Consider the following 19,058-nt stretch of genomic DNA (forward strand, 5'->3'; position numbering starts at 1 on the left):
CGCCCGCGGGGAGGCGGTGATCGCGGTGCCCTTCCCGGAGGTACGGCCCCCGGGCGCCGCGGGCGGAGCACCACCGCGCCCGCCGCGATCAGCGCGGCTGCGCCGACAGCTCGGCGTGCATCTCCGCGCGGAGCCTGAGCGTCGAGACCAGTCGCCGGAAGGCTTCGGACCAGTAGCTGCCCGCCCCCGGTGACGCTCCTTCGGGCTCGTCCGGGATGGCGGTGAGGAGTTCCAGCCGGCTCGCCTCGACGGGATCGAGGCAGCGCTCGGCGAGGCCCATGACACCGCTGAAGCTCCACGGGTAGCTCCCCGCGTCCCGTGCGATGTCCAGCGCGTCGACGACGGCGCGGCCGAGCGGCTCCGCCCACGGAATCGCGCAGACACCGAGCAGCTGGAACGCCTCGGACAGTCCGTGCGCGGAGATGAACCCGGCGACCCACCCGGCTCGCTCCGCCGCCCGGAGCGTCGCGAGAAGCTTGGCCCGCTCGCCGAGCGAGGACGTCCCGGGGCCGGTCGCGGGCGGCTGGGAGGGCGCCCCCAGCAGTGCCCGGGCCCACTGCGCGTCGTGCTGCCGCACAGCGGCCCGGCACCAGGCGGCGTGCAGCTCGTCGCCCCAGCCGTCGGCGACCGGCAGCGCGACGATCTCCTCCGGCGTCCGCCCGCCCAGCCGCTCCGGCCAGGTGGCGAGCGGGGCCGCCTCCACCAGCTGCCCTAGCCACCAGGACCGTTCGCCGCGTCCGGAGGGGGCGGTCGGGACGACCCCGTCACGCTCCATCCCGGCGTCGCACTCGTGCGGGGCCTCGACGGCGACCGTCGCGACGGCCGCCGTGAGGTCCAGGCCGACGCAGCACGCCGCGCGCGCCGCCATCCGCCCCGCGAGCGCGGAGCCCGGCAGAGCGGACAGCAGCTCGGCGGCCGTCGCCCGGACGTTGCGGCTGCGGTCGGACAGGGCCTGGTCCAGGAAGGGCTCGTCCGCGTCGGAAAGTCCGGTGCGCAGCGAATCCAGGAACAGCAGCCGGTCCTCCGCGCGCTCGGTCGGCCAGGTCTCCGCCAGCAGTGCCACCGCGGCTGCCGGGTCGTGGGCGCGCAGCGACCCGAGCAGCGAGACCCGTTCCGCGAACAGGCCCTCCTCCCACAGCCGGCGGACGGCCCGGCCGTCCCCCGGCGCCGGCAGGGCGGTGCCGGGCGCCGTGCCGCGGAGGGCGAACTTCCACTCGGGGTTGAGGCCGGCGAGCCAGCTGCCGCGCGGGCCGGCGAAGCGCAGCGCCGGGGCCCGCAGATCGGTGCGGGCGCGGGCGGCGTCCAGCAGCGCGGGCAACGCGGACGCCGGGGCGCGGTAGCCGCGCTCGTTGGCGGCGGCGAGCCACTGCGGCAGGAGCTCCGTCAGATCCGGCGCGGCTCCCCGCCGCCCTCCGGAGCCCGCGGGGGCGGCCCGGTCCGCGAGCAGTACGGCCAGCCGCCGGCGGGCCGGTTCGGGCAGCTCCCGCCGGTCGTCCGGCGGCGCGGGCTCCGGCCGGGGCCGGGCCGCCGCGGGCCGCAGTCCGGCTCGCCGGCGTACCGTGTGCACCGCGGCGGCGTCGAGCAGAGCGACGGGCGCCTCGCGGCCGGGCGCCAGGACGTCGGCCGGCAAGGTGCGCCGGTCGGTGCCGAGCAGCGCGGAGGTGACGAGTTCGTCCCAGGCGTTCGTGCGGATGCTGGACATCAGGGCCTCCGGGGGCGTTTCAGGTGAGGGTGACCGTCTCGGGGCTGTCGCCGGACCAGGCGGCCAGCGGTGTGAAGCCGCGGTGGCCGCACTCGCCGAAGACCGTGACCGGGCCGCCGCCGGAGAGCGCGACGAGCCTCCACGACCCGGGCCGGGAACGTGCTGCCGGTGTGAGCGGCAGTGCCTGCGGCCCTGCGGCGTCGGCCAGTTGCCAGCCGTCGTCCGAGGGCACCGGCACGACGTCCTTCAGAGTGACCGGCCACGAGTCCAGCCAGGGGTCGTCGCGCAGCGCCTGCCCGTACGCGGCGAGCGCGTCCGCCGCGGAGCCACCCGGTGGCGGTGCCTTGACGGGCATCGGGGTACCGAACCGCTCGCGCAGTTCGGCCCGCAGCTGTCCCGCGCCTCCGTGCGGCACGATCTCGGCGTCGATCACGAGCCCCGGGGGCAGGGCGAGCTGCGGTGCCCGCCCGGCCGCGCCGAAGGAGAGGAGCAGGGCCGTGCGGCCCGTCTCCCGGCCGTGCAGCCAGACCCGGCGGGTGGTCAGTCTGGCGTCCGCGGAGTCGTACTGCGCGAGGACCAGCCAGTCGTCCCGGACCGCGGGGCCCTCGGCGGGCGCGGTCAGACCGACCCGGGCGCGCACGGTGGCGGCGAGCGACTCCGGAAGCCGGTCCATCTCGAGCCATGCGCGGTCGAGGAGGTGCACCAGCGCGGCCTCCTCCAGCAACCGCACCGGCCAACCCCGACCGGAACCGGGTATGGCACCCAGTTCCCTGACTCGCGCGGCCAGCCCGGGGGCCTGGGCGTCGACCATGCGGGCGGCGGTCTCCTCCCACAGGCCGTACCCGGGCCGCTCCGCGGAGGCCAGTCCGCCCCGCAGCAGGTCCGCGAGCCGCTGCTCCAGCTCGGTCGCGCCGGCGGTGATCCGGGCAGCCCTGCGCTCCGCCCTGCGTCTGGCGGCCTCCGGGTCGGCTGGCCTCGCGGGCCGGTCCTCCGCGGCACCGCGCTCCGCCGCCGCCCGCCCGCGGCGGTCCGCGAGCCACTCGCCGGCCCAGCCCGGTACCTCGACGTCCCCGACGGCTTCCGCGCCGCCGGCCCAGAGCAGCAGCAGCCCCAGCGCGTGCTTGCACGGGTACTTCCGGCTCGGGCAACTGCACTTGTACGCCGGGCCGGTCGTGTCCACGACCGTCTGGTAGGGCTTGCCGCCGCCGCCCTCGCACAGCCCCCAGACGGCACCGGTGCCGCTGCTGCCCGTACCGGACCACGCTGCGGCCGCGCCGAGTTCGCCGCCCGCCTTGCGTGATGTGGCGTCAGGAGCCAGGGCCAGCACCTGTTCCGCCGTCCAGCGCTCCCCCTGCTGATTCATGGGGACGACGCTAGGGGGCGGCACTGACAGTCGTTGTGACCTGGTGGTTCACCGCGTCGGCGACGACTTGACCTTGTCTGCTCCTTGCGATTCGCTGCGGATCGCCAACCGACGATCCAGGGGGGATCCGCATGAACAGAAGCGTCCGTACCGCCGTGTGCGCACTCGCCGCAGCCGGCCTCGCCGTCGGCCTCACCGCCTGTTCCGGGGCCGCGGACAAGGCCGTCGACCAGGTCGACAAGGCGGTGAGCGAGACGTACCAGGTCACGTACGAGGTCACGGGTAAGGGCGTCGACTCGATCGACTACCACGCCGACGGTGGCACGGCGATGGAGCCCGAGATCGAGACCGTGCGGAAGCCCGAGCTTCCGTGGAAGAAGACCGTGACGCTGAAGGGCGTCATGCCGCCCGCCGTCATGCCGGTCGCGGTGGACGCCGCGGGCGCGGAGGTCACCTGCTCCATCACGTACAAGGGCGAGGTCATCAAGGAGTCGAAGGGCGAGGGGATCGCGACCGCCGGCGGCTGTGTCGCGGTCTCGCCGATCGCCCGGTAACACCGCTCACAAGCCGTTGACTTCGGCCTCCGGCTGCGGAAACGGGCCGTTGTCAGTGGTGTGGTGCACGGTGGGTCCCACACCCGGTCGAACGATCTGGAGGGGGATCCATGACCGTGCCCGAAACCACCGCGGAGTCCGGCGCCCCGGCCCTGCGCCCGCACGCCGAGGCCGCGTTCGCCGGCGAGCTCGCGGCACTGGCCGCAGCGGACGACCGGCCGCGTCCGGCCCGCTGGCGGCTCTCGCCGTGGGCCGTGGCCACCTATCTGCTCGGCGGCACGCTGTCCGACGGCACGGTGATCACCCCGAAGTACGTGGGCCCGCGCCGGATCGTCGAGGTCGCCGTCACGACGCTCGCCACCGACCGGGCGCTGCTCCTCCTCGGTGTGCCCGGCACGGCCAAGACCTGGGTGTCCGAGCACCTGGCCGCGGCGGTGAGCGGGGACTCCACGCTGCTGGTGCAGGGCACGGCCGGCACTCCGGAGGAGGCGGTCCGGTACGGGTGGAACTACGCCCGGCTGCTCGCCCACGGCCCGAGCCGCGACGCCCTCGTGCCCAGCCCGGTGATGCGGGCGATGGCCGACGGCATGACCGCGCGGGTCGAGGAGCTCACCCGCATCCCCGCGGACGTGCAGGACACGCTCATCACGATGCTGTCGGAGAAGACCCTCCCGATCCCGGAGCTGGGGGAGGAGGTTCAGGCGGTCCGCGGGTTCAACCTCGTCGCCACCGCCAACGACCGCGACCGCGGCGTCAACGACCTGTCGAGCGCGCTGCGCCGCCGGTTCAACACCGTGGTCCTGCCGCTGCCCGCGACCGCCGAGGCGGAGGTCGACATCGTGTCCCGCCGCGTGGACCAGATGGGTCGTTCGCTGGATCTGCCGGCGGCGCCCGAGGGCGTCGACGAGATCCGCCGGGTCGTCACGGTCTTTCGCGAACTGCGGCAGGGCGTCACGTCGGACGGGCGCACCAAGCTCAAGTCCCCCTCGGGGACGCTCTCCACCGCGGAGGCGATCTCCGTCGTCACCAACGGGCTGGCCCTCGCCGCACACTTCGGCGACGGAGTGCTGCGGCCCGGCGACGTGGCCGCCGGGATCCTCGGGGCCGTCGTCCGCGACCCGGCGGCGGACCGGACGGTCTGGCAGGAGTACCTGGAGACGGTCGTCCGCGAGCGGGACGGCTGGAAGGACTTCTACCGAGCATGCCGAGAGGTGAGCGCATGACGACGCCGACGGCGCACCCGCCCCGGGCGGCCGCGGACTCCCGTCGCCCGGACCGGCTGCGGCCCTGCGCGGGGCCGATGGTGCTCGGCGTGCGGCACCACGGCCCGGGGTCCGCCAGGGCGGTGCTGGCCGCGCTGGACGCGGCGGAGCCGCGAGCCGTGCTGATCGAAGGACCTCCGGAAGGGGACGCGTTGCTGCCGCTCGCGGCCGACGAGGCCATGGTGCCGCCCGTGGCCCTCCTCGCCCACGCCGTGGACGATCCGGGACGCGCCGCGTTCTGGCCGTTCGCCGAGTTCTCCCCTGAGTGGGTGGCGATCCGCTGGGCGCTGGCGCACGACGTGACCGTGCGGTTCATCGACCTGCCCGCCGCGTACTCCCTGGCCGCGGCCGCCGACCCCTCGTGGGGCGACGAGGAGGACGTCGTGGCCGGCGAGGAGCCGACCCTCCGTGTCGACCCGATCGGAGCGCTCGCCGAAGCCGCCGGGTACGACGACCCGGAGCGCTGGTGGGAGGACGTCGTCGAGCACCGCGGCGAGCCGGACCCGAAGGACCGCGCGGGTCCGGCGGACGGCGTTCTCGCGCCGTTCGCCGCCATCGGCGAGGCCATGGCCGCCCTCCGTGAACGGTACGGACACGGGGGGCACCCCCGCGACCTCCTCCGCGAGGCCCATATGCGGATCCAGCTGCGGGCGGCGCGCAAGGAGTTCGGGGACGAGGTGGCCGTCGTCTGCGGTGCCTGGCACGCGCCGGCGCTGACGGCCCGGTCGACCGCCACCGCGGACCGCGCCCTCCTGAAGGGCCTGCCGAGGGTCAGGACCGAGACGACCTGGGTGCCCTGGACCCACCGCAGGCTCGCCCGCCTGGGGGCGCCCCCCGGGCGAGGCTCCGGGGGAGGATACGGCGCGGGCGTCGAATCGCCCGGCTGGTACGCCCACCTCTTCGGCGCCCCGGACCGGCCTGTCGAACGCTGGATGACCAAGGTGGCCGGGCTGCTCAGGGAGGAGGGCCGGATGGTGTCCTCCGCCCATGTCATCGAGGCGGTCCGGCTCGCCGGGACGCTCGCGGCCGTGCGCGACCGTCCGCGGGCGGGACTGGGCGAGACGACCGACGCGGTCCGGGCCGTGATGTGCGACGGCTCGGACGTGCCCCTGGCCCTGGTCCGGGACAGGCTGGTCGTCGGGGACGTCCTCGGCGAGGTCCCGGACACCGCGCCCGCGGTGCCGCTGCAGCGCGACCTGGCCCGCCTCCAGCGCGGTCTGCGGCTCAGACCGGAACCGGCCGAGCGGGAGCTGGAGCTCGATCTCCGCAAGGCCAACGACGCGGCGCGCAGCCGGCTGCTGCACCGGCTGCGGCTCCTCGGCGTGGGTTGGGGACGCCCGGAGGCGGGCCGCGGTTCGACCGGCACCTTTCGCGAGACCTGGCGGCTGCGCTGGGAACCCGAAACGTACGTCAGGGTCGCGGAGGCGGGCGTCTGGGGCACCACGGTGCTCTCCGCGGCCACCGCCAAGGCCGAGTCGGAGGCCGTCTCGACGACGGCGCTGGCCGAGGTCACGTCCCTCGCCGAGCGCTGCCTTCTCGCCGAACTCCCCGACGTGCTGCCGGTGGTGATGAGGGCACTCGCGGACCGGGCCGCGCTCGACGCGGACGTGGGCCGTCTCGCGGACGCACTGCCGGCGCTCGCCCGCTCGCTGCGGTACGGGGACGTGCGTGCGACGGACACCGCCGCACTCGGCGAGGTGGCGGCCGGACTCGCCGAGCGCATCTGCGTCGTGCTGCCGCCCGCGTGCGCCGGACTCGACGCCGACGCCGCGGCCGGGTTGCGCGTCCGACTCGACGCAGTGCACTCCGCGATCGGACTGCTTCCGCAGTCCCGGGAGCTGGGCGGCCGGTGGGCGGACGTGCTGCGCAGGCTCGCCCTGCGGGACACCGTGCCCGGGCTGATACGGGGGCGTGCGGCCCGGCTGCTGCTGGACGACGGCCGTCTCGCCGAAGGGGAGGCGGCACGGTTGATGGGTCTCGCCCTGTCGCGGGGTACCGCGCCCGCCGACGCGGCCGCCTGGATCGAGGGCTTCGCCGGCGGTGCGTCGGGGGGCGGGATGCTCCTCGTCCACGACGAGCGCCTCCTCGGCCTCGTCGACGCCTGGCTGACGTCGGTCGCGGCCGACGCCTTCACGGACGTTCTCCCGCTGCTGCGCCGCACGTTCTCGGCCTACGAGCCGGGTGTGCGCCGCACCCTCGGCGAGCTGGCGCGGCGGGGTCGGACCGCCGGGGGGCCGGTGCGCGCGGAGACCGGGGTGCCGGGGTTCGGGGCCGGTACCGACGAGCGACGCGCCGACGCGGTGCTGCCCGTGCTGCGGCTGATTCTGGAGGGGGAGCGGGTATGAGCGCGCCGGACGCGGCGGCGGACTCCGCGGTGGCGGGGAGGGCGTCCGACGAGAGGCTGCGACGCTGGCGGCTGGTGCTCGGCGGGGGACCGGCGGACGGCACGGGCCGCGCTCTGACGGGCACGGACGCGGCCATGGACGACGCGTTGTCCGCGCTCTACGGAGCCGGCGACGGCAAGGAGCGGCGCGCCGGCAGGCGTTCGGCCGGACTGGAGGGCTCCGCGCCGTCCGTCGCACGCTGGCTCGGAGACATCCGTACGTACTTCCCGAGTTCCGTGGTCCAGGTCATGCAGCGGGACGCCATCGACCGGCTCGGACTGTCCACGCTGCTGCTGGAGCCGGAGATGCTGGAGGCCGTCGAGGCGGACGTCCATCTCGCCGGCACGCTCCTGTCGCTCGACAAGGCGATGCCGGAGACGACCAAGGAGACCGCCCGCATGGTCGTCCGGAAGGTCGTCGAGGACCTGGAGAAGCGGCTGGCGACGTGCACCCGCGCGACCCTCACGGGCGCGCTCGACCGCAGTGCGCGCACCAGCCGGCCGCGGTACCGGGACATCGACTGGGACCGCACGATCCGGGCGAACCTCGCGAACTACCTGCCCGAGCACGGCACGGTGGTGCCCGAGCGGCTCATCGGCCACGGCCGTGCATCGAGGTCGCTGAAGAAGGACGTCGTCCTGTGCATCGACCAGTCCGGGTCGATGGCGGCGTCCGTCGTCCACGCCGCGGTGTTCGGCGCGGTGCTGGCCTCGATGCGGTCGATCGAGACCCGGCTCGTCGTCTTCGACACCGCGGTCGTCGACCTGACGGACCGGCTGGACGACCCGGTGGACGTCCTGTTCGGCACCCGGCTCGGCGGCGGTACGGACATCAACCGCGCGCTGGCGTACTGCCAGTCGCAGATAACCCGACCCGCCGACACCGTCGTCGTGCTGATCAGCGATCTCTACGAGGGCGGTATCCGAGACGAGATGCTGAAGCGGGTGGCGTCGATGAAGGCGTCGGGGGTGCAGTTCGTCGCCCTGCTCGCCCTCTCCGACGAGGGAGCGCCCGCGTACGACCATGACCACGCGGCGGCTCTGGCGGCCCTGGGCGCCCCGGCGTTCGCGTGCACGCCCGACCTCTTCCCCGAGGTCATGGCGGCCGCGATCGAGAAGCGGCCGCTGCCGGTGCCGGCCGGCATATGAGAGCGGACACCAGGTCACCGTGCATACCGGACAAGGCGACTCATCGGTAACAAGGGACTTGCGTAACCCCGGGAGCCTCGTGCGAGCATCGTCACCGTCGCCCCGGAGGGGCATGTTCCGCAACTGGGAGGGCTCGCCCCATTTCGACTGCCACCGCTGCTGAGACCCCTGCCGCCGGGCGCCCCGCGCGCCGCGCGGCCGGGCGTCATGCGGTGCGCGCCGCAAAGGCGTTGCTCCTCCTCGGCGGGCTCGTGGTGCTGGGGTTCGTCCTCGGTGGCCAGGCTCACGCGGTGGAGCGGCCCGGGGTGCCCGCAGGGGTGCCGTCGGCAGGCTCCGCCGGTCCGGTGCGCCAACTGAACGACGACACCCGGTCGGTTGCCGGGGAAGCGGTGAACGGGACGCTGCGTCTGGTCACCGAGCGCACCGAGCGCACCGAGCGCGACGTGGTGCGGCCGGTCGCCGAGCCCGTGGTGGAGCAGGTCGTCCGGCCCGTCGCGCAGCCCGCTGACGATGCGGTCACCGAGGCGACGGAGTCCGTCGGCGACGTGGTCGGCGAGGTCGTGGAAGGCACGGCCGCACGGCCGTTGCCCGCCCCGGCGCCCGGATTGCCCGGCGCGGGCCCCCGGCCCGTCCCCGGACTCGACCTGACCGGTGGCGGTGTGCAGTACGGCCCTCAGACCGGATTCCCGGCCGGTCCCCGGCCCGGCGTCACCCTGGCGGAAACGCCCGGAACCGAGCGGTCCGCCGCCACCGCGCGCTGCTCGGGTCCCGTGGGCCTCCGGCAGTTCGGGCCCTTCCATGACGCCCGTGCGCTCGCCGACGCCGCCCGCGACGACCGTTCGCCGATCCTGGCAGGCGGCCCCGGCGACGTCCCGTTCCCGCGGTACCCGGGCCGTTCCCCGGCCGCGCCGCACGGCGCCGCCGTGCTGCAGACCGCCGGCGACAGCCACCCGCCCCGCCCCGGTGACCAGCCCGCAGCCTGGTTCCAGGACGCACCGGCGTCCACGCTCCTGCCCGGTTCCGGGCAGCCCGAGGCCGCTTCCGGTGTGCCCGACCGCCGGCGCGAGATTCCCGAGTTCCCCGGATAGGGCAGGCCGATCCCCCTGCCCTTGACCTGCCGCGCGGGGGCGGAGCAGGTCTGCCCTATCCCTCGGAACCCGAAGGACTTTCCCGATCATGAACAAGAACATCCGCCGCTCCATAGCCGTCGCCGCCGGCGCCGCGGGCATGTGGGCCGTCGGCACCGCCACCGCGTCCGCCGACGAACTCCCCTCGCTCTCCCTCTCCACCGCCGACAAGGCCACGGACTCCGTCGAGGACACGGCCGCCGAGGTCGCCGAGGCACCGGCCGCCGCCGCAGGCAAGGCCAAGGCCGCGGGGGCCACCGCCGCCACCGCCGGACAGGCGGAGGACGTCGTGCGGGAGGGCGCCCAGGCCCCGGTCCGCACCACCGCGGACCAGGCCCGTCAGTACGCCGGGAGCGAGGTGGCCGAAGCCGGCGACGAGATCGACTACCTCTTCGGCCCGCTGTCCTCCTTCGCGCCGGAGCTGGTGGACCGGGCCCCGGCCACCGTCCAGGGCCACGTCCGGGACGCGGTCGCCCATGCCACCCCCGTCGCCGAGGAGGCGGCGCAGGACGTCCTGCCCCCCATCGCCGGCCGCGCGGTCGACGGTGTGCTTCCGGTGGCCGGCCAGGCGGTCGGAGACGCCGGCGGGCTGGCCACGGGCGTCGCCGGCGATGTCGCGCCCTTCGCCGACGGCGTGCTCTCCGCGGTCCAGCCCTTCGCGGGCGACGTTGCCGGAGAGGTCCAGCCCTTCGCCGGGGGCGTCGTCGGATCCGTTCAGCCGCTCGTCGGGACCGTCGTGGACCACGTCCAGCCGGTCACCCACGGGGTCGGCGGCAGCGCCGGCGAACGGCGTCTTGGGCGACGTGACGCCGTTCGCCGGCGGCGTGGCGTCCGGGGTCCGGCCGTTCACGCAGGACGTGTACGGCACGGTCGCCGCTTCCCCGGTCGCCGGCAACGCCGCCGCCGGTGCGCAGGGCGCGGCGGACACGATCACCCCGGGATATGTCGACTCCCTCGGCCGCTACGCGACGCAGGGCTTCTGAACGGCGAAGTCCACCGGTGACCGGCGGGTCACGTGCTTCGGCGGGCGGTCCCCATTGGGGTGGGGGCCGCCCGTCCCCGTCCCCGTCCCCGTGTCCGGGTGCGGACGCGGGGACGGGGACGGCAGGCGCGCAGGATGAGAAGGAGCGGCTCATCGGGCGCACGCGTACGCACGAACGCCCGGGTGCGCGCCGGAAGGAGGGCCCACCCATGACACACCACAAGCCGAACCGAGCGGTCGAGGGCGGCCCGGACCACGGCCATGGCAGGGGAATGCCCCGGCGGCCCGACGAGGACGCGCTCGAACAGCGCACGGCGCGCGACCGGGCGGAAGCGGGTCTGCCGCCGCGTCCGTGGGCATCATCGAGCGCCGTGCCCGTACGCTCCGCGGGGGTCGTGAGCGCTCGGTGCCCGGACCGTGCCCGGCGCGTGGCCGTCCCGTAACCGGGGGTCCCGCGGCGCGCGCGATCTGTGACCGGTATCACCGCTCGGTTGTGATCTGCGATTTAGGGAGCCACGGCTCACGGGGATAACCTGCGAGACGGACATGCCGCGTGCCCGGACACCGTGTACGCCTCCCCAGTGACTGCGCAGTCACGTTGCCCTTCGCGGCACGCCCACGCAGACAACGAACCGCGAATCACTACTGCGACGATTAGAAGCAAAGGGACGGACGCGCGTGGACCTGTTCGAGTACCAGGCGAGGGACCTCTTCGCCAAGCACGGTGTACCGGTGCTGGCCGGTGAAGTCATCGACACGCCTGAGGCGGCGCGCGAGGCGACCGAGCGACTGGGCGGCCGTTCGGTCGTCAAGGCGCAGGTGAAGGTCGGCGGCCGCGGCAAGGCCGGCGGCGTCAAGCTGGCAGCCACGCCGGACGAGGCCGTCGCCCGCGCGACGGACATCCTCGGCATGGACATCAAGGGCCACACGGTCCACAAGGTGATGATCGCCGAGACGGCTCCCGAGATCGCCGAGGAGTACTACGTCTCCTACCTCCTCGACCGCACCAACCGCACCTTCCTGGCCATGGCCTCGGTCGCGGGCGGCATGGACATCGAGGAGGTCGCCGCGACGACCCCCGAGAAGCTCGCCAAGATCCCGGTCGACGCCAACGAGGGCGTCACCGCCGAGAAGGCCCGCGAGATCGTCGAGGCCGCCCGGTTCCCGGCCGAGGTGGCCGAGCAGGTCGCCGAGATCCTGGTGACCCTGTGGAAGACCTTCGTCGCGGAGGACGCCCTCCTCGTCGAGGTGAACCCGCTCGCCAAGGTCGCCGACGGCCGTGTCATCGCCCTGGACGGCAAGGTGTCGCTGGACGCCAACGCCGAGTTCCGCCAGCCGGAGCACGAGGCGCTCGAGGACAAGGCGTCGGCCAACCCGCTCGAGGCCGCCGCCAAGGCCAAGGGCCTCAACTACGTCAAGCTCGACGGCGAGGTCGGCATCATCGGCAACGGCGCGGGTCTGGTCATGTCGACCCTGGACGTCGTCGCGTACGCCGGTGAGAAGCACAACGGCGTCAAGCCCGCCAACTTCCTCGACATCGGCGGCGGTGCCTCCGCCGAGGTCATGGCGAACGGCCTGGAGATCATTCTCGGCGACCCGGACGTCAAGTCCGTCTTCGTCAACGTCTTCGGCGGCATCACCGCGTGCGACGCGGTCGCCAACGGCATCGTGCAGGCCCTGGAGCTCCTCGAGGCCAAGGGCGAGGCCGTGACGAAGCCGCTGGTCGTGCGCCTCGACGGCAACAACGCGGAGCTGGGTCGCCAGATCCTCGCGGACCGCAACCACCCGCTCGTCGAGCGTGTGGACACCATGGACGGCGCGGCCGACAAGGCCGCCGAGCTGGCTGCGAAGTAAGGGACGAGGGACACCACACCATGGCTATCTTCCTCACCAAGGAATCCAAGGTCATCGTCCAGGGCATGACCGGCTCCGAGGGTCAGAAGCACACCAGGCGCATGCTGGCCTCCGGCACGAACGTCGTCGGTGGCGTGAACCCGCGCAAGGCGGGCACGACCGTCGACTTCGACGGCTCCGAGATCCCGGTCTTCGGATCGGTCAAGGAGGCCGTCGAGAAGACCGGCGCCGACGTCACCGTCATCTTCGTGCCGGAGAAGTTCACCAAGGACGCGGTCATCGAGGCGATCGACGCCGAGATCGGTCTCGCCGTCGTGATCACCGAGGGCGTCGCGGTCCACGACACCGCGCAGTTCTGGGCGTACGCCGGTGCCAAGGGCAACAAGACCCGGATCATCGGCCCGAACTGCCCCGGTCTGATCACTCCCGGCCAGTCGAACGCCGGCATCATCCCGGCCGACATCACCAAGCCCGGCCGCATCGGTCTCGTGTCCAAGTCCGGCACGCTGACCTACCAGATGATGTACGAGCTGCGCGACATCGGCTTCAGCTCCTGCGTCGGCATCGGCGGCGACCCGATCATCGGCACCACCCACATCGACGCCCTGGCCGCCTTCCAGGCGGACCCGGACACCGACCTGATCGTGATGATCGGCGAGATCGGCGGCGACGCCGAGGAGCGTGCGGCCGACTTCATCAAGGCCAACGTCACCAAGCCGGTGGTCGGTTACGTCGCCGGCTTCACCGCGCCCGAGGGCAAGACCATGGGCCACGCCGGCGCGATCGTCTCCGGCTCCTCCGGCACCGCACAGGCCAAGAAGGAGGCCCTGGAGGCCGCGGGCGTGAAGGTCGGCAAGACGCCGACCGAGACCGCCGAGCTGGCGAGGGAGATCCTGCTCGGCTGATCCCCTGTCGCGGCCACGACGGCCGCCGCTGCGGACCGGCATGCGACTGGGCCCGCACCCCGGACTTCCGGGGTGCGGGCCCAGTCACGTTCCCGGGCGCGTGCGGCGGGGATCAGCGGGCCAGGGGGACGAGGCGCGCCGGCCCGGCGCCGGGGTGGGAGTGGAGCTGGACGCGGAGGCGGTAGTCCTCCTTCGACCACGGCTCCGGGCCGCTCTGCGGAGGCACCCCGCCGACCCGCTCGCCGGGCGCCTGCGGCGGCTCGTAGTGGTCCTCGGTGACGGCCATGGTCACGGCGGCGGCACCGAGGATCAGGACGGTCAGTCCGATCGCGGCGCGCGTCCAGAGCTCGGCACGGCGCTCGCTGCCGCCGCGCACGTCGCGGGCCGAGGCGATCCGGGGTGTGGAGAGGTTCGCCACCAGATCGCTCAGCTCGTGCTGGAGCGCCTCGGGTTCGGCCAGCTCGGGGATCTGCTCGGCGATTGCCGCGCGGGCGTGCAGCAGCCGGTTCGCGGCGGCGGGTGTGCTCGCCTCGGTCTCGGCGGCCGTTTCGGGGAGGTCGAGGCCCAGACCGTCGTACAGGAGCAGCGCGCGGCGGTACGACGGCGGCAGCCCGAGCACCGCCTCGCGGAGCGTGCGCCCGCCGGGGTACGCGACCGAGGCGGGGCGGGCCGACGAGACCGGGTCGTGGCGGCGGTGGGCGCGGCGCAGGCGGTGCCAGGGCGACATGGCGTACTCGTACGCCGCCGCCCGCACCCAGCCCGCGGGGTCCCGGTCCACGGCGACCTCGGGCCAGCGCTGCCACGCCAGGTGGAAGGCACGTTCGACGGCCTCCCGCGAGAGCGACTGCCGACCGGTGAGCAGCAGCGTCTGGCGGGCGAGACCGGGGGCGGCGCGGGCGTACAGCTCGTCGAACGCCTGCTCAGCGGTGAGCGCGGCCCCGTCCCGGGCGGGCGGACGCGCGCAGGGTTCTGCGGGACGGCCGCCGGCCGCGGCCTCCATCGGGCCCGCCGGTCCGGCGGCGGCCGCGTGCCGGGCCGCCGCCGGGGCTTCGGTGCGCTCGACCGGGGCCTGGGCCGGGGCCGTCGCGGGGTAGGGGCGCGGGGGTTCGAGGGGAGGGGGTGGTGCGGCGTTCCCGGGCCGGACGGCGGGCGCCTTCCGGGACCCGGTGGCGGGGGCCCCGGCCGGGTATTCGGCGGCGGGATCGCCGGAGGTGCGGGTGGCGGGGCTTGCGGCGGTGGCGTCCCCGGAGGTGGTGCCCGGGGTGTCTGGCCCGGCAGGGGCGTTCCCGGACGGTTCCTTCCGTCCGGTGGGCCGGCCTTCGCCGGGCCGGCGATCCGGTGCGGACGAAGGGTTGCCGGACCGCTGCTCGTCCCTCCGATCCGCCCCGTCCCTCCGATCCGCCCCGTCCCTCCGATCCGCCCCGTCGGACGGCCGGGCCCCGCCCTCGTCCCCGGGCGTGGACTCGCGAGCCGAGAGCTCGGCCTCGTAGATGGCGAGCAGTTTGGCGTACGCCTCGCGCTTGCGGCCGCGAGGGTCGCTGCGGCCCGTCTCCCAGGACCTGATCGTCGCTCTGGTGACGCCCAGGGCCTCCGCGAGCTGCTCCTCGGACAGCGCCTTGCCCTCGCGCAGCCTGCGGCGTTCCCTGGGTGAGGGCAACGGAGGCGCGGCCGCTTCGGTGCTGTCCGAGGTGCTCTTCGTCATGAAGACCTCTCCGGGAGGGCGTACTGGTCCGGAAAGTACATAAGCGTATTTTTAGCGACACAGCGAGCAATCTCCTGTTACGCGGATAAAGCGCGTGTCGTTGGCAGCATGGCCGCGTGACCCAGACGACCGATCGCGGCGCCACGCGCGTGGCCGTGCAGGGCGGCCGGTCCGCGCCCGCGATGCCCCTGATGCGCGGGGCGATCGCCGCGGGCCTCGGGCTCGGCGCACTCGCCGCGCTGGTGACGGTGATGTGGATCAGCTCCCCGTACCCGGACAGCGGACCCGACGGAGCGCTCCACGCCGCCGCCGGCATGTGGCTTCTCGCCCACGGGACCGAGCTGATCAGATCCGAGACGCTCTCCGAGGTGCCGGCCCCGGTGGGCCTCGTCCCGCTGCTGCTCACGGCACTGCCGGTGTTCCTGGTGTACCGGGCCGCCCGCGATGCCGTCGAGACGGCGGAGCGCGGGCGGCAGCCGTCCGCGTCCGCGGCGGTCCTCGGCGTGAGCAGCGGATATCTGGTGGTGGCGGTCGGCGCGGTGCTCTACTCCCGGAGCGGTGAACTCGCCGCGGAACCGCTCAGCGCGCTGCTGCACGTACCCGCGCTGGTTGTGATCACGGCTGCGGCCGGCGTCTGGACGGCGTACGGGTGCCCGCTCGGGCCGCTGCCCCGCTGGGTCCCGGAAGCCGCTCGGATCGCGCTGGCCCGCTCGTGGGTGATCGTGGCGTTCCGGGCCGCGGGCCGCACGGTCGTGGTGCTGGTCGGCGGCGGAGCCCTGGTCGTCGGCGCCTCGCTGGTGGTGCACGCGGGTGCGGCACAGGAGGCGTTCGTGCGGCTGGCCCACGACTGGCAGGGCAGATTCGCGCTGCTGCTGCTCGTGCTGGCGCTGATGCCGAACGCCGCGGTCTGGGCGGCTGCCTACGGACTGGGCCCGGGTTTCGTGCTCGGTACGGGCGCGGCGGCGACACCGCTGGGGCTCGCGGGTACGCCGGCGCTGCCGCCCTTTCCCCTGCTCGCCGCGGTACCGCTCGACAGGGCGGGCATGCCGCTGGGCCTGGCCGCGACGGTGGTGCCGGTCGCGGCGGGGCTGACGGTGGCCTGGTGCACTGCACCGACGGCCGAGTCCCCGGAGGCGGAGGCCCGGGGCGCGGGCGCTTCCGTCACCGGCGGCAGCACCCCAGGCGCCGACGCCGGCGCAGCCGCCGGGCGGGTACCGGTGAGCCGCGGCGAGACCGCGCTCACCGCGGTGCTGGCGGCGGCCGTGTGCGGGGCTCTCATGGCCGGCCTGTCGGCGGCTGCCGGCGGGGCGCTCGGCACGGGTGCCCTGGCCTCCTTCGGTCCCGTCTGGTGGCTCGCGGGCCCGGCCGCGTTCCTCTGGACGGCCGCCGTGGGTGTGCCCGTCGCCCTTGCCCTCCGCGCCTGGCGCTTCCGCGACGCCGACCGTCGGCTGAGGGTCCCTCGCTGGCGGGCCATCAAGCAGGCGTCGGGCGGGCTGATGGCGGCGTTCCCGTTCCCGTCCCCCGGCGCGCCGGCGTCCCCGGCCGGGCCGACTCCGCCGGCATCCGCGGCGCCACGGAAGTCCGACGGGCCGTCCGTGCCCGGAGCCGGGCCCGGGGCGCGGGCCGTGTCCGGAGCCGATGCCTCGCCCGGGGGGACGGGTCCGTCCGGCGCGGCGGACGAGGCCGGACCGCCGACGAAGGCGCCTCCGGGTGCCCGGACGGGCCCGCTTGCCTGGCCCGCGATGTCCGTCGGAGGCCCCGGGATCAACGGCGGCGTCTGGGACGAACTGCCGCCCGTCCTGGCGATGCCGGGCCCCGCGCCCGCCGCCCGCGCGCCGGGGCCGCCGGCTCCCGGTTCCTCGCCGGCCGCATCCACCGCCGGTTCCTCGCCGGCCGCACGCGGTTCCACACCGGGGCCGCCGGCTCCCGACCCCGGGCCAGTGCCGGGCGCGCCCGCCCCGAGCCCCGGTGCGGGCCCGCCGTCCGGAGCCGTACCCGCCCCGGACGGCGGGCCGGGAGCCGGAGGTCCGCCCGCACCCGGTCCCGTGGGTCCCGTCGGCGGCAGCGGACTCGGTAGCTGGCCGGGTCTCCCCGGTAGTGGGGGGACGCGCGGGTCCGATGGTTCGGCGCCGGCGGATCCGTCTGCCGAGCCGGGGGCCTCGGAGGGTGCGGCCGCCACGTGACGGGTGTCCGGCGGCCGGCCGGGTCTCCCCGGTAGTGGGGGGACGCGCGGGTCCGCTGGTTCGGCGCCGTCGGATGCGTCTGCCGAGCCGGGGGCCTCGGAGGGTGCGGCCGCCACGTGACGGGTGTCCGGCGGTCGGCCGGGTCTCCCCGGTAGTGGGGGGACGCGCGGGTCCGATGGTTCGGCGCCGTCGGATCCGTCTGCCGAGCCGGGGGCCTCGGAGGGTGCCGCCGCCACGTGACGGGTGTCCGGCGGTCGGCCGGGTCTCCCCGGTAGTGGGGGGACGCGCGGGTCCGATGGTTCGGCGCCGTCGGATGCGTCTGCCGAGCCGGGGGCCTCGGAGGGTGCCGCCGCCACGTGACGGGTGTCCGGCGGTCGGCCGGGTCTCCCCGGTAGTGGGGGGACGCGCGGGTCCGATGGTTCGGCGCCGTCGGATGCGTCTGCCGAGCCGGGGGCCTCGGAGGGTGCCGCCGCCACGTGACGGGTGTCCGGCGGTCGGCCGGGTCTCCCCGGTAGTGGGGGGACGCGCGGGTCCGATGGTTCGGCGCCGTCGGATGCGTCTGCCGAGCCGGGGGCCTCGGAGGGTGCCGCCGCCACGTGACGGGTGTCCGGCGGTCGGCCGGGTCTCCCCGGTAGTGGGGGGACGCGCGGGTCCGATGGTTCGGCGCCGTCGGATCCGTCTGCCGAGCCGGGGGCCTCGGAGGGTGCCGCCGCCCCGCGGCTGCGGGTACGGAGCGAAGGTCGTCCGCGCGTCCCGTGCGGGCGGCCGTGTGACGCCGTCCGGCGAACCCGTGGCCGCTGCCGCGGCCGCGACGCACGAGCTGGCAAAGCGGGTACGCACCAGTCCGGGAGGACCGCCGCTCGCGCCCCTCGCGCTCGGCTCCGAGTCGGCTGCCGCCTCGCCCGCGGGCGGCTACTCCTTGACGCCGATGACGCCGCGCAGCGGTTCCGGAAGGCGCTCGTTGCAGGAGATCTGGCCGGCCTTCGTCAGCGAGTCCGCAACGCATGTGTAGAAGTCGCGGTACACCAGCTGCATCGTGAACGTCATCGCCACGATCGTGAGTGCGATCCCGGCCATCACCAGTCCGCTCACCGCGGCCGTGACCTGCGGTCGGCCCGCCGGCTGCCCGGGCGCCCGGGAGGCCGGGGCCGTCGCGGCCGACGCGTCACCCGGCGTCGTGCGGCGGGACTTGGAGCGGAGCGAGCTGCCGCCCCAGTAGATCGCCAGGGCCCCGAGAAGAAGGGCGATCTCGGGGAAGTCGAACAGGGCGAAGAAGAAGGCCCACATACCGCCGAGCAGCGCGTACCGGGCGCGGCGCTGGACCGGGTCCGTCGGATCCCAGCGCAGGCCGGTGCCCTGGCCGGGGCCGCCTTCCGGGCCGCCCCCTCCACCCTGGCCGCCCCCTCCACCCTGGCCGCCGCCTCCGCCCTGGTTGCCCGGCCGGCCTCCGAAGCCGCCCGGGGAACGGCCCGGCTGGCGGCTGCTCCACTGGCTGCCCCAGGGCGTACGCCCGTCCTCCGGTTCGCCCTCGTCACCAGGGCCGTGCCCGTCCCCACCCGAGGAGTCGTCCCCCGACCCGTGCCGCGGCTGCCACGGCCGGTCCGGCGAGCCCTCCGGCGGAGGCGCGAACGGATTGCTCTCGTCCTTGGGCGACTCCGTGGGCTCCGTGGACTGGCGGTCCCGCAGCAGCAGGGAGCCCCGCTCGGCGGCGAGCGGGAGGCGGAGTGCCGTGCGGCGGCGTCGGTCCGGCATGGTGGTGAACGTCTTCCCCTCTTGTACCTCGGTACGCGGGTACTCCGTCTGGGACGGGCCCTGCCCCCCAGACGCTACCTCCCGGCCCAGCCCCCGTCCCGCGGGGGCCGCTCGGTGTGCCGGTATCGTTGCTGACGGTC

The 19,058-nt window shown here is 75.1% G+C and carries 13 protein-coding genes; 9 read left to right on the forward strand and 4 right to left on the reverse strand.

Annotation, left to right across the window (positions count from 1 at the left end; translation table 11 throughout):
* Window positions 1-88 precede the first annotated feature (88 nt).
* The gene (locus tag QMZ92_RS06575; protein WP_283296253.1) at window positions 89-1,702 is read right to left on the reverse strand and encodes a DUF5691 domain-containing protein; all 1,614 of its coding nucleotides are present in this window, start codon (window positions 1,700-1,702) and stop codon (window positions 89-91) included.
* Between the two features lie 19 nt (window positions 1,703-1,721).
* On the reverse strand, window positions 1,722-3,065 hold the full coding sequence (locus QMZ92_RS06580) for an SWIM zinc finger family protein (protein WP_283296254.1): 1,344 nt from the start codon (window positions 3,063-3,065) through the stop codon (window positions 1,722-1,724).
* Window positions 3,066-3,196: 131 nt separating this feature from the next.
* Between QMZ92_RS06580 and QMZ92_RS06585 the strand changes: the two genes are divergently transcribed.
* The 8 genes from QMZ92_RS06585 to sucD all read left to right on the forward strand — a co-directional run bounded on the left by QMZ92_RS06585 (window position 3,197) and on the right by sucD (window position 13,281).
* Complete coding sequence (locus tag QMZ92_RS06585) at window positions 3,197-3,619, forward strand: MmpS family transport accessory protein (protein ID WP_283296255.1); 423 nt, start codon at window positions 3,197-3,199, stop codon at window positions 3,617-3,619.
* A 110-nt stretch (window positions 3,620-3,729) separates the two neighbouring features.
* Window positions 3,730-4,842: an ATP-binding protein gene (locus QMZ92_RS06590; protein ID WP_283296256.1), complete on the forward strand. Its 1,113-nt coding sequence runs from the start codon at window positions 3,730-3,732 to the stop codon at window positions 4,840-4,842.
* On the forward strand, window positions 4,839-7,226 hold the full coding sequence (locus QMZ92_RS06595) for a DUF5682 family protein (RefSeq protein ID WP_502962002.1): 2,388 nt from the start codon (window positions 4,839-4,841) through the stop codon (window positions 7,224-7,226). The genes QMZ92_RS06590 and QMZ92_RS06595 overlap by 4 nt, the downstream gene beginning before the upstream one ends.
* On the forward strand, window positions 7,223-8,413 hold the full coding sequence (locus QMZ92_RS06600; protein WP_283296257.1) for a VWA domain-containing protein: 1,191 nt from the start codon (window positions 7,223-7,225) through the stop codon (window positions 8,411-8,413). The genes QMZ92_RS06595 and QMZ92_RS06600 overlap by 4 nt, the downstream gene beginning before the upstream one ends.
* Window positions 8,414-8,625: 212 nt before the next feature.
* Window positions 8,626-9,501 carry a hypothetical protein gene (locus tag QMZ92_RS06605; RefSeq protein WP_283296258.1) on the forward strand — a complete coding sequence of 292 codons (876 nt, stop codon included), beginning with the start codon at window positions 8,626-8,628 and terminating at the stop codon, window positions 9,499-9,501.
* A gap of 88 nt (window positions 9,502-9,589) precedes the next feature.
* Window positions 9,590-10,543, forward strand: a complete 954-nt coding sequence (locus QMZ92_RS06610; protein WP_283296259.1) for a hypothetical protein — start codon at window positions 9,590-9,592, stop codon at window positions 10,541-10,543.
* A gap of 657 nt (window positions 10,544-11,200) precedes the next feature.
* Window positions 11,201-12,376, forward strand: a complete 1,176-nt coding sequence (sucC, locus tag QMZ92_RS06615; protein WP_283296260.1) for an ADP-forming succinate--CoA ligase subunit beta — start codon at window positions 11,201-11,203, stop codon at window positions 12,374-12,376.
* 20 nt (window positions 12,377-12,396) lie between these two features.
* Window positions 12,397-13,281, forward strand: a complete 885-nt coding sequence (gene sucD / locus QMZ92_RS06620) for a succinate--CoA ligase subunit alpha (protein ID WP_283296261.1) — start codon at window positions 12,397-12,399, stop codon at window positions 13,279-13,281.
* Between the two features lie 112 nt (window positions 13,282-13,393).
* Here sucD and QMZ92_RS06625 read toward each other — a convergent pair whose 3' ends face one another.
* Window positions 13,394-14,983 (reverse strand): sigma factor-like helix-turn-helix DNA-binding protein, encoded by a 1,590-nt coding sequence (locus tag QMZ92_RS06625; RefSeq protein WP_283296262.1) that lies wholly within the window; start codon window positions 14,981-14,983, stop codon window positions 13,394-13,396.
* Between the two features lie 116 nt (window positions 14,984-15,099).
* On the opposite strand from QMZ92_RS06625, the gene QMZ92_RS06630 reads away from it, so the two are divergent.
* Entirely contained in the window at window positions 15,100-17,166 is a 2,067-nt protein-coding gene (locus QMZ92_RS06630) for a cell division protein PerM (protein WP_283296263.1), read from the forward strand.
* Window positions 17,167-18,078: 912 nt separating this feature from the next.
* On the opposite strand, the gene QMZ92_RS06635 is transcribed toward QMZ92_RS06630, so the two are convergent.
* Window positions 18,079-18,918 (reverse strand): hypothetical protein, encoded by an 840-nt coding sequence (locus QMZ92_RS06635; RefSeq protein WP_283296264.1) that lies wholly within the window; start codon window positions 18,916-18,918, stop codon window positions 18,079-18,081.
* Between the last annotated feature and the right edge of the window lie 140 nt (window positions 18,919-19,058).

It is taken from the genome of Streptomyces sp. HNM0645 (assembly GCF_030056615.1).
Classification (GTDB): domain Bacteria; phylum Actinomycetota; class Actinomycetes; order Streptomycetales; family Streptomycetaceae; genus Streptomyces; species Streptomyces marianii.